This is a genomic window from Neisseria sp. P0019.S003 (genome assembly GCF_051957115.1).
GTDB lineage: Bacteria > Pseudomonadota > Gammaproteobacteria > Burkholderiales > Neisseriaceae > Neisseria > Neisseria flavescens_D.
Window position 1 is genome coordinate 1 of record NZ_JBQCWT010000011.1, and the last position, 8,304, is coordinate 8,304.

Genomic DNA, 8,304 nt, shown 5'->3' on the forward strand with positions numbered 1-8,304 from the left:
ACCCTGCAAAATTTCGCCGACCGCTCAGCCGCCACCTCGCCAGTGTTGAACAGCCTGAAAGCGCGGGCAAAAGTGGTTGTGGAAAAAATCTAGACGACTCAAACCGTTTTCTTGTTTTCATTTCGTTTTGGGAAAGTGATGTTGGATTTCACTTTACTCAATCAATAAGGAGAAACATCATGAAACTTTCTATTCTCAATCTCGCCCCTGTCCGAGAAGGACAAACTTATTTGCAAGCCGTTGAGTCTATGGTAAGTCTTGCAAAACATGCTGAGAACATTGGCATTGAACGCTATTGGATTGCTGAGCATCATAATATGAAAAATTTGGTGAGTTCAGCGACTGCACTTTTAATTCAGCATACGCTAGCCAACACGAAAACTTTGCGCGTGGGATCGGGTGGTGTGATGTTACCGAATCATTCGCCGTATGTAGTCGCTGAGCAATATGGCACACTGGAGACGCTTTATCCAAACCGTGTTGAACTCGGTTTAGGCCGTGCGCCAGGAACTGATATGCAAACGGCTGCAGCACTTCGTCGTGGACGAAACAGTCTGGATTTCCCTGCGGAAATCGCGGAACTTCGAGGTTACTTTAAAAATAGCAATCCTGTTTCAGCTTACCCTTCCGCAGGCTTGAATATACCGTTTTATATTTTAGGATCTAGCACCGAAAGTGCCTATCTTGCGGCAGAGCTTGGCTTACCTTATGCCTTTGCTTCACACTTTGCGCCACGTATGATGGAAATGGCGGTGGAGATTTATCGCAAAAACTTCAAACCATCGACCTATCTTACTGAGCCTTATGTCATCTTAGGTGTGAACGCGATTGTCGCTGAAACCGATAATGAAGCGAGACAACTGGCGACGACACAAACACTATTTTTCTTAAATGTGGTCACTAACGCGCAACAAAATTTACAACCGCCTTTGGCATCAGAGGAAGATGTTTGGAAAGCTCAAATGCACGCTCAAAAGAAACCGCACTTTGGCCCAGTCGATTTCGAGGAAATCTCGATTTACAACCAAGAGCGAGCCGTAGTGGAACAAATGACTGCTTGTTCGCTTATCGGTAGCCCTGAAAGCGTGGATTTTCAACTCAAGCAATTACGCGAACGGGTACATTTTGATGAAATTATGGCAGTGAGCTATATTTTTGATGAGCAAAAACAAGCCCAATCTTACACGACGTTGAAAGCGATTGTGGATAAGCAATCGTGAAACAAAAATGGCGAGATTATCTCGCCATTTTTTATGTCTGAACTATTTTTGCTAACAAAATCTCTTTCAGCCTGTTATACACCCACACCACTCGCTCGGCAACAATCGTTTGATATGGTCGATATAAATAAAGCTGCCATTTTTGCTTTTCAATTTCAGGGAAGAGTTCCACCAATCGACCGTTTTTCAAATAGGGATCACAAACGCTGTTTATAAGATAAGAGCAAGAGCGTCCAGCTAGCGCCGATTGCAGTTCGCTTTGCACATCTGAAGCGAAGAAAATCGTGTGGTTTGGCATAAAGCGTTGTTCAGCGTTGATTTGTCATTGCCAAATGCGTTTCAGTTTGGGATCAATCAAACCACTCAGCGGATAATTTTGGGCTAAATCTTGCAAATCTTTAGGGAAATCTAACCGTTTGAGCAAGGCTGGGGAGGCGACAATTTTTCCCGAAAAAGTGCAGATATGCTGCGCCACCCAATCCAGCTCAGGTTCGTGGCAAATTCGCAAACCAATGTCAATTTGGTCATCCACACTTTTGAGCTTATCAATTCCCACCCGCCAATCAATCACAATGTCGGAGTAGGGCTCAAGTGCGGTCAATAATTCAAACAGAATTTCATCGTTATAAGCATTGGCGGCAGGGTAATCCGTACCACACCTTGCATTGCTTTTTCTTTTACATTGTTTTTAGCAAATAGCCGTTCGCCTTCCGCCAAATATTGCGTCGCTTTCGGCAAAAATTGTTCGCCAAATTCAGTGAGCTTGATGTTTCGCGTGTTACGTTTGAACAAACTTTCACCTAATAAGGCTTCAAGATCGGCGATCATTCTTGTGACGACTTGAGGCGAAACGGCGAGCCGCTGGGCGGTTTCACGAAAATTAAAGGTTTCGGCAGCGGAGCAAAAATAGCGAAGGGCTTCTAATTTATTCATTATTATTCCTTTTTTCAGAATAGTTTGTTCTCATTTTATTGATTTTTAAATCAGAGAACCAGGGCTATACTGCATCTCGTTACAACAAACAACATTTTTTTAAATTCCCTTTTAACATAAGAGAACAACATGGCAGATTTAAAAAAGCCCAGTCGCAGACCGTGCAGAACACAATGCATTTTTTCCTTCAGAATACTCTTTGAGCCAATATGTGGCGAAAAAAACCGATTTTGACGGTTTCAAATTTGATAAACCTTACACAGGCGGCAAGCACAAAGTATTGATGGTGGCTTCTGACGCACGCTATTTGGAAATGAAAAATGGCAAATTATTTTCAACGGGTAACCACCCTGTTGAAACCTTGTTACCCATGTTGCACATTCACCATGCGGGATTTGAAATCGAAGTGGCGACCTTATCAGGCAACTCAGTCAAATTTGAAATGTGGGCGATGCCGACCGAAGATAAAGCAATAACGGGTTTATACGAAACTTACTTGCCAAAATTCAAAAATCCACACAAATTAGCCGATATTTTGGCGGAAATCACCGAGGAAGATTCACCATACTTGGGCGTATTAATCCCAGGCGGTCACGCAGCATTACATGGCTTACCATTCAGCACCGACATGAAAGCAGCGCTAAACTGGGTATTTAAAAATGATAAATATATCATTAGTTTATACCATAGACCTGCTGCATTCTTAGCGGCAAGCGTAGGCGAAAAACAAGAAGATTTCCCATTCAAAGGCTATGAAATCTGTGTATTCCCAGATGCATTAGACGAAGGCGTGAACGTGGATATCGGCTACATTCCGGGCAAATTACAGTGGTTGTTGGCTGAGAATTTAGAAGCTTTAGGCGTGAAAGTGTTGAATGAAGGCATTACCGGCCAAGTAAACAAAGATCGTAATGTCCTAACCGGCGACAGCCCGCTTGCATCAAATAATCTTGGAATTTTAGCGGCAGATGAGTTGTTGAAGAAAGTTGGTAGCTTGGGTTGATAAATTCAACCTAGCTCAAACAAAAACAGTCCGTACCTTCAAAATGAACTTGCGGACTGTTTTTTTTGTTTTTCATCGGTGGTTCGAAAAATAGCCATGGCGAAGCTATTTATAATGGCTGGTTCTACGATAGCGGTATCAACCAAGAAGGTTGGCGCGGTTGGAAACTGAGCGATTCACAAACCGCCGAGCCAAACGCACGCAATACTGTGCTTTCCAAAGGGTCGATGACGTATTACTTTATGACACAGAAGGCGCAGAAGAGTTCTCCCGTTTCTTTGCGATTCCAGGTTTGAACCACTGTGGTGGCATCGTCGATTTGCGCTTATCATAAGTAATTGTACTACTGAAGAAACAGTAGTTAGCAGGCTAAAATACTAGTATTATGAATTTAACATAATATAAATTAATTTCCTTTTCCCTATTCTTCTACAAATTCCGCTGTTTTGTTCCTATATGTCAAATGAGAATTAATGATACTCAAGAGAGTGTGCTCATAGTACTCCAATTTTTAGTATAAAATCAATAGGTTTTAATAGAAATTTGGCTGGTTAATTTTACTGTAACCTTATCATTAATTGTAGCCTGGCGAAATAGAGTAGGGTAAAGATAGTGAATTGTGCCAACTTTGTTTGAACTTATTCAAAACTGTTCAGATGGTCTTATTTCATTAATCCTAGCTTTTTTCTCTCCACAAAATGCAAAGACCATTGTTGATTAGTTATTATCACTTATAACTACTGTCAACCCCTGCATTTTAGTTTCCACCGTTTCTCCTACTTTCTTTCAATCTTTCCTTAATCATGTGTGAACCTTTTCTTTTTCAGTCAATGACGTTATTTATTGGAGGAAAGTTTTCACTATCAGCCTTAACAATCACTATTAAAATATGCTCCGATGTTCTGTCTCCGCCTGTATGCGGCTTGGGCGACGGCGAGGCTGCATTCGAGTAGGTTGCGGTTTTCGTATTCAGACGTGGTGTGCGGCTCGGCTTGGTTTTGTTTCCAAAGCCTCAGTTGGGCGATAGCATGGCGCAAGCCGCCCACACCCACACCGTCTATTGCGAAGCATCGGGCGGCATCGGCTTCGACCGACTGAAGCGCGTGGCGCAAACCGGCGTGGACGGCATCGCCCTCGGCTATCTGACCCACAGCAGCTGTTCGTTGGATATAGGATTGGATTTCGTGGTTTAAGTTTAAGTTGGCTATAAAGCAAAGGCCGTCTGAAATATAGACCTTTTATTTTCAAGCAGCCTTTTTGCTTCCAAAGCAGAAGATATAAAAATTATGCAGTTTAGCTTCAACCTTCATATAACATGAAAGAGTAGGGCATAACTAAGCCATCATGTAAAAAGCCGTCTGAAACCCAATGTTCAGACGGCTTTTTACTCCCAAAATGATTAATTGATCATTACCATTTTCCAGTTATCCCAATACGGATTGTCCTACCAGGTGCGGGCATATAGGAGCGGCTCATTGGGTCGAGGTAGTAGCGGTTGGTCAGGTTGCTGCCCACAAGCTCGGCGGTCAGATTTTTGCCGATTTTGTAGCGCAAATAGGCGTCCCATACGGCGACAGGCTGCCAACGCATGGTATCTGTATCCGCTTGAAGATTATAGTCATTGATACGGTTTAATTGATCGTAATATGCCTGCCATACCGTACGGCGGTTTTGATACACACGGCTGTGATAATGGAAGCGGATGCCGCTTTCCAGCTTGTTGTGGAAGAAGCGTCCACCCAAGTCGGCATCAACCGACCAGCGCGGCTGAACCATACTGGCAAGATAACCTTTATCGGTCAAACCGCCGTAATTACATTCGGGAGCAGGAATAAATCCGCCGCCAGTCAAGTAACTGGAATCATGTACACTGGAAACGGCAAAAGATTTGTCGCAGACTTTATTTTTCAGTGTACGCAATACGCCTACGCCACCGAAAAATTTGCCGGTATCAAAGCGCGCCTGCAATTCCACGCCGGTACGGATTTGTTTGTCGAATTGCTCGAATTCAAAATTCTCGTCCCTGTCGATGATATTTTTGGTTTTGTTGCGGAAGTAGTTGATGCGGAAATCCGCATTTTTCATTTTTGGAAACAGTCCAGTTAAATCATGAATGTAGCCGACTTCCCAGTTTTTGGCGTGTTCGGGCTGCCAACCGTATCCCATTCGTGCAAATGAACCCGCAGCAGTCGAGAAGCCATAAGTCCCCTCAAATATGCTGGGGAAACGTAGGGATTCGGTATAGCGCAGATAGGCTCGGGCATTATCGGTAAAATTGACGGCGGCTGAGAATGCAGGAGCCCATCCGCTGCCACCCTGTTTGTGGGCACGCTGCAGTTCGTTAGGTGTAATAGGAGCCCTATACATTCTTAGAATGTCATAATTAGGTATATATTTTTGAACTACGCGCGGACTGTCGGGATTGCTTGGATCATAAGCAGGATTGACGGCTTGACTATGCAACTCGGGAATAGCAAACCAAGGATGATTGGCAGGATTCAGACGACCTTTGTCGTCTTTCAGCCAATAGTATTTCAGCTTATCCAGCCTTGGTCTGTTTTCGTCATGAAAGGGAGTAAGATTTAATATTGCCACCCCTCTATCATCTATTACGATACTGTCTCTTGCCGCATTGAATTCGTCATTGTTAACCGCATTCAGATAATCACGATATTCCTGCTCGGTTGCTACACGGGTAAACTGAAATACCTGACCTCGATTGACTTGTAAGGGATTGTTGTATTTGTCAAATCTGGTTTTCAGCCGATCGTTGTCGTCCTGTATCTTGAAGTTGGTATAGCGCGCTCCTGCCGTCAGAGTCAGCCAGCTCATCGGCTGGTAGCGGAAATTGAAACCAAAATTCCATTCTCTGCGCCTACCGTCCCTGTCTCGCCAAATTCAAAGTAGCCAGTAACAGAAACATAACCAAGCCGGAGCCTGCGGTGGCAAGGAAATAGCCTAAAAAAAGTAAATGCTGTTCGGCAATAAAATGGAAACCGCAGCCCGTCTTGCATTTGCTGAAATTCAAGCCCCGAAAATTAAAGTGGCGGTACTGGCAATTAATGAGAGTGCGCGGTACAAAATCAGCTCGAACAGCGGTAAATCGATTTCGTGCTGGTTACAAAAGAAGAATGATGAATGCTAATGATATGTATGATAAATTTCCCTTTATGGTCTGTAAATAGCGTGTAAGTGAATGCACTTTTAAAAAATGCAGTAAAAAGGCATAATTTAAGCTCTCATATTTGTTTTAGGAGCAAAAGATGAATATTTTATTATTGGATGGCGGTAAAAATTTTGGCCATTCGCATGGCGAGTTGAACCACACACTTCATAAAAAAGCGAAAGAAGTTTTGACCGCACTTGAACACAATGTAAAAGAAACCGTGATTGATGCTGACTATGATGTTGAAGCAGAAATCGAAAAATTCTTATGGATGGATGCCGTGATTTGGCAGATGCCAGGCTGGTGGATGCACGAACCTTGGACAGTGAAAAAATACATAGACGAAGTATTAACCGCTGGACACGGCAAGCTTTACCATAGTGATGGCCGCCATCGTGTCAATCCAACCGAAGGCTACGGCACAGGTGGTTTGTTGCAAGGCAAAAAACACATGCTCTCGCTTACTTGGAATGCCCCGATTGAAGCCTTTACTCGCGAAGGCGACTTCTTCGAAGGTAAAGGTGCGGATGCGGTGTATATGCACTTCCACAAACTTAATGAGTTCATCGGTTTGACCCGTCTACCGACATTCTTATGTAACGATGTGATTAAAAATCCACAAGTAGAACAATATTTAGCAGACTATCAAGCACACTTGGAAAAAGTATTCGGCTAATGGCAAAAAAGGTGGGTAAAAATGCCCACCTTTTTAGCCATACGATACCACTAAAATATTGGCTCCCGATTGATGTACTTTAACGATATCGTAAAGGGCGGCCATTGCACGTACTGCTAATTGTTCAAAGGTTTTGCCACCATTGCTTAATGCTTTATAAGCTGCCGGGTCATTGGTTAATTGTTTGAATTCGGTTAGCTTCCGCAGGTCAGAGATCTGCATACCTTCCCAACTTCCAAATGATTGCTCATTTAGTCCACAGTGCTGAAAAAGAGGGATGGGACGCTGGCCGATAATATGGCTAGTCGTATCAATGGCACGTTGTAAAATGCTGGAATAAGCAGCGGTAAATTCTACTTGTTGTAGCGCTACGCCGGTTTTCTGAGCTCCTGTAATTCCTTGAATGAAAAGAACAGGCTGCACTACAACCGTTTTGTTATTACAACTAAAAGGATGCTGGATGAAATTGAAAGAACCGGGGATTTAACAACAAGGGATTTATTGAGAAAAAGCTGGAGCATTTGATAAAAGGTCGTCTGAAAAACCTTTCAGACGGCCTTTTACTTTTGAATTTTGTAAGTGATTGTACTACTGAGCGAAACAGGAGTTAGTAGGCTAAAATGCTGCCATTATGAATTTAACATAATATAAATTATGTAGTTTTTCCCTATACCTAACAATCGCCGTTGTTTATTCCTATTTGTTAACTATTAGTTAATCTTAAAAGATTCCGTATAGTACTCCAATTTTTAGTATCAAATCAATAGGTTTTAAGCTGCTTAATTTTACTGTAACTCTACCACTGAATTAATGAGTGGTGGAATAGTGTCTAGGGAAAATAGCTTCTACTATACTAAGTACCTCCAACTTCTTTGAGATAAGTACCTTAGCAGTTTATCAATACCGTTACAAACAAATGCTAACGGAAGAGTAGGGCAGTAGCTAGCAGTAGCTAGCACTAGCAGCCTAGTAACCGTGAACAGTAATTAAGCTGATGTAACGATGTGATTAAAAATCCATAAGTAGAACAATATTTAGCAGACTACCAAGCACACTTGGAAAAAGTATGCGGATAATTACTAAATATTAGTTTAGAATGTGAGCATTTTTGCTCACCTTTCTTATTTCAAATGTTTGTCAAACTTTTTGGTAGGGAGGGGAAGATGGTATAGACTGAGACCTTTGCAAAATTCCTTTCCCACCCGACGGCCGAAACCTAAACACAGGTTTTCGGCTGTTTTTATTTCAAATATCCACTGATTCTACTCAAATCCCCCCTTAATCCCCCCTTAATCCCCCCTTAATC

General features: G+C 42.6%; 7 protein-coding genes and 4 pseudogenes. 5 read left to right on the top strand and 6 right to left on the bottom strand.

The genetic code is table 11. The features are described from left to right. Nucleotides 1–179: 179 nt before the first annotated feature. A complete protein-coding gene (locus tag ACTHTS_RS10660) occupies nucleotides 180–1,220 on the top strand; it encodes an LLM class flavin-dependent oxidoreductase (protein WP_440370010.1) in 1,041 nt (346 codons plus the stop codon). 31 nt (nucleotides 1,221–1,251) lie between these two features. Here ACTHTS_RS10660 and ACTHTS_RS10665 read toward each other — a convergent pair whose 3' ends face one another. The 3 genes from ACTHTS_RS10665 to ACTHTS_RS10675 form a co-directional block, all read right to left on the bottom strand. Continuing rightward, nucleotides 1,252–1,518 (bottom strand): hypothetical protein, encoded by a 267-nt coding sequence (locus ACTHTS_RS10665; protein WP_440370011.1) that lies wholly within the window; start codon nucleotides 1,516–1,518, stop codon nucleotides 1,252–1,254. Between the two features lie 24 nt (nucleotides 1,519–1,542). After that, entirely contained in the window at nucleotides 1,543–1,752 is a 210-nt protein-coding gene (locus ACTHTS_RS10670) for a hypothetical protein (protein WP_440370012.1), read from the bottom strand. Between the two features lie 65 nt (nucleotides 1,753–1,817). Further along, nucleotides 1,818–2,153, bottom strand: coding sequence for a LysR family transcriptional regulator (locus ACTHTS_RS10675; RefSeq protein ID WP_440370013.1), 336 nt, complete (start codon nucleotides 2,151–2,153; stop codon nucleotides 1,818–1,820). A 154-nt stretch (nucleotides 2,154–2,307) separates the two neighbouring features. Here ACTHTS_RS10675 and hchA point away from each other — a divergent pair. Then, a pseudogene (gene hchA, locus ACTHTS_RS10680) lies at nucleotides 2,308–3,156 on the top strand (glyoxalase III HchA); the annotation flags it as partial. A gap of 869 nt (nucleotides 3,157–4,025) precedes the next feature. Here hchA and ACTHTS_RS10685 read toward each other — a convergent pair. After that, nucleotides 4,026–4,196 (bottom strand): annotated as a pseudogene (locus tag ACTHTS_RS10685) (L-aspartate oxidase); the annotation flags it as partial. On the opposite strand from ACTHTS_RS10685, the pseudogene ACTHTS_RS10690 reads away from it, so the two are divergent. Further along, nucleotides 4,191–4,349, top strand: a pseudogene (locus tag ACTHTS_RS10690) (carboxylating nicotinate-nucleotide diphosphorylase); the annotation flags it as partial. The pseudogenes ACTHTS_RS10685 and ACTHTS_RS10690 sit on opposite strands and share 6 nt — an antisense overlap. A gap of 217 nt (nucleotides 4,350–4,566) precedes the next feature. Here ACTHTS_RS10690 and ACTHTS_RS10695 read toward each other — a convergent pair. Beyond that, a pseudogene (locus ACTHTS_RS10695) lies at nucleotides 4,567–6,042 on the bottom strand (TonB-dependent receptor domain-containing protein); the annotation flags it as partial. Nucleotides 6,043–6,145: 103 nt separating this feature from the next. Here ACTHTS_RS10695 and ACTHTS_RS10700 point away from each other — a divergent pair. Together ACTHTS_RS10700 and ACTHTS_RS10705 are read left to right on the top strand one after the other, a co-directional pair. After that, entirely contained in the window at nucleotides 6,146–6,301 is a 156-nt protein-coding gene (locus ACTHTS_RS10700; RefSeq protein ID WP_168166422.1) for a hypothetical protein, read from the top strand. Nucleotides 6,302–6,419: 118 nt separating this feature from the next. After that, nucleotides 6,420–6,998, top strand: coding sequence for an NAD(P)H-dependent oxidoreductase (locus tag ACTHTS_RS10705; protein ID WP_440370014.1), 579 nt, complete (start codon nucleotides 6,420–6,422; stop codon nucleotides 6,996–6,998). Between the two features lie 33 nt (nucleotides 6,999–7,031). Here ACTHTS_RS10705 and ACTHTS_RS10710 read toward each other — a convergent pair whose 3' ends face one another. Further along, complete coding sequence (locus tag ACTHTS_RS10710) at nucleotides 7,032–7,421, bottom strand: histidine phosphatase family protein (RefSeq protein ID WP_239669547.1); 390 nt, start codon at nucleotides 7,419–7,421, stop codon at nucleotides 7,032–7,034. Nucleotides 7,422–8,304: the final 883 nt, after the last annotated feature.

Excerpts from the sequence above, each read along its gene's own strand:
- ACTHTS_RS10660 (WP_440370010.1), top strand. The coding sequence starts at position 180 with ATGAAACTTTCTATTCTCAATCTCGCCCCTGTCCGAGAAGGACAAACT.
- ACTHTS_RS10665 (WP_440370011.1), bottom strand. The coding sequence starts at position 1,518 with ATGCCAAACCACACGATTTTCTTCGCTTCAGATGTGCAAAGCGAACTG.
- ACTHTS_RS10675 (WP_440370013.1), bottom strand. The coding sequence starts at position 2,153 with ATGAATAAATTAGAAGCCCTTCGCTATTTTTGCTCCGCTGCCGAAACC.
- ACTHTS_RS10700 (WP_168166422.1), top strand. The coding sequence starts at position 6,146 with ATGGAAACCGCAGCCCGTCTTGCATTTGCTGAAATTCAAGCCCCGAAA.
- ACTHTS_RS10705 (WP_440370014.1), top strand. The coding sequence starts at position 6,420 with ATGAATATTTTATTATTGGATGGCGGTAAAAATTTTGGCCATTCGCAT.